Consider the following 1,540-nt stretch of genomic DNA (forward strand, 5'->3'; position numbering starts at 1 on the left):
AAATGAGCGAGCGCGCCTCTGGTCGGCTGATGATCTTCAGGTCGTTGGCAGCGACGACCGACTGAAGGTACACGCCGATGTTCGCGGCAGAAGTATAGGTGCCCTTCGTCTCCCCCGGGCCGAGGTTGTCAAGCGGCAGATGGGTGTTCGGATCCACCGTCTTCTCAAAGAACTTCCAAGTGTCTTTGGCGATCCCGAGCAGCGTTGCCCTCTGTGCTGCGCTCAGGGTCGTGGTGGGGCGGAGCGGGTCTTGTGCGGCCGTTGCGCGTGCGATCTGCGGCTGCACCAAACCAGCGGCGAGCAGCGCCCCCGCGCCGAGTGCCGCAACGAGGGCCGTGCCGAAGCGTCGCCGCCGGGTGCGCGTAGAAGGCGCTCCATGAGTCTCGTTCTGCTGATGCTTCATTGCCCAGTACCTGTTTCGTGTCGTCGTCGACCTTAAAGGTGTGCGGCACTTTTGGAAGAGTACCGCCGCTATTGGAGTCAGTGTATGCGCATACATTTTTATCCGCAAGGGCAGCGTGGTTCGGCCGGCGCCTGGCCGACGACCTTACGGTGTCGGTCACGTGACCATCTTGCGAACGCACTGCGCCAGATTCGTGACCGGTCCATGGCCGGTCAGAGGGCCTGCGGCGTCCCCTCCGAGCTCTCGCGCAACAGCAGTTTCACGGGGAGTCGCACGGCGATCGGCGGCTGGGACGGATCGTCGAGACGACCACGCATCACCCTCATCGCGGCACGACCGAGCCTCACCATCGGCTGTTGCACCGTAGTGAGGCGGGGCGTCGACATCCGCCCGTCTTCGATGCCATCGAAGCCGGTGACGATCGTGTCCTCTGGCACGCGGATGCCTCGAGCCTGGAGTACCTCCAAGATGCCGAGCGCCATCTGGTCGTTAGAGCAGATCAGCGCCCGCGGCGGCCGCCCCGCGGCCAGGATCTCTGTGGCGATCTCCCGTCCACGGGCCCGGGAGAAGTCGCCGTGATGCACCGGGAGCGATTCGGCGTCGATACCACTCTCGGCGAGCGCCTGACGGTAGCCCTCATGTCGCTCGAGGTCGTCGGGCGTGCTTTGCGGACCCGAGACGTAGACGGCATCTCGCACGCCGAGATCGTCGATCACGTGGCGGGTAAGGGCGTGCATCCCTTCCGCATTCGCGACCGTCACATGGTCGTAGTCGTCGTCGCGACGTGCTCCGGCGATGAGCACAATCGGGATACGGCGCGAGATGTGCTCGAGCACATCGTCGGGCACGCTGCCCGCGAGGAGGGCGAGACCGTCGACCCGCCCGGCGATGTCTGCAACGATCTCGACGGCGTTCGCACCGCGACCAACGCCCACCATGAGGGTGAAGCCGTCGCGCCAAGCCTGAAGCTCACTGCCGCACAGAACTTCGTCGAAGTACAGATTAGGCCGACGCACCTCGCCAGAATCAGGCATGTCTATGACGACTTCTACCGCTGTGGATCGGCCAGGGACAACGTGGTTGCGAGTATCGGCTCTGCCTGCACCAGGATCGTCGTCGGCACCGGTCGCATCGGCG

1 protein-coding gene and 1 pseudogene are annotated in these 1,540 nt (G+C 64.7%); both read right to left on the reverse strand.

Annotation, left to right across the window (positions count from 1 at the left end; translation table 11 throughout):
• Positions 1-403, reverse strand: a pseudogene (locus H7290_RS18050) (hypothetical protein); the annotation flags it as partial.
• Positions 404-615: 212 nt separating this feature from the next.
• Entirely contained in the window at positions 616-1,437 is an 822-nt protein-coding gene (locus H7290_RS18055) for a LacI family DNA-binding transcriptional regulator (RefSeq protein WP_290515404.1), read from the reverse strand.
• Between the last annotated feature and the right edge of the window lie 103 nt (positions 1,438-1,540).

This window comes from Aeromicrobium sp. (genome assembly GCF_014378035.1).
GTDB lineage: Bacteria > Actinomycetota > Actinomycetes > Propionibacteriales > Nocardioidaceae > Aeromicrobium.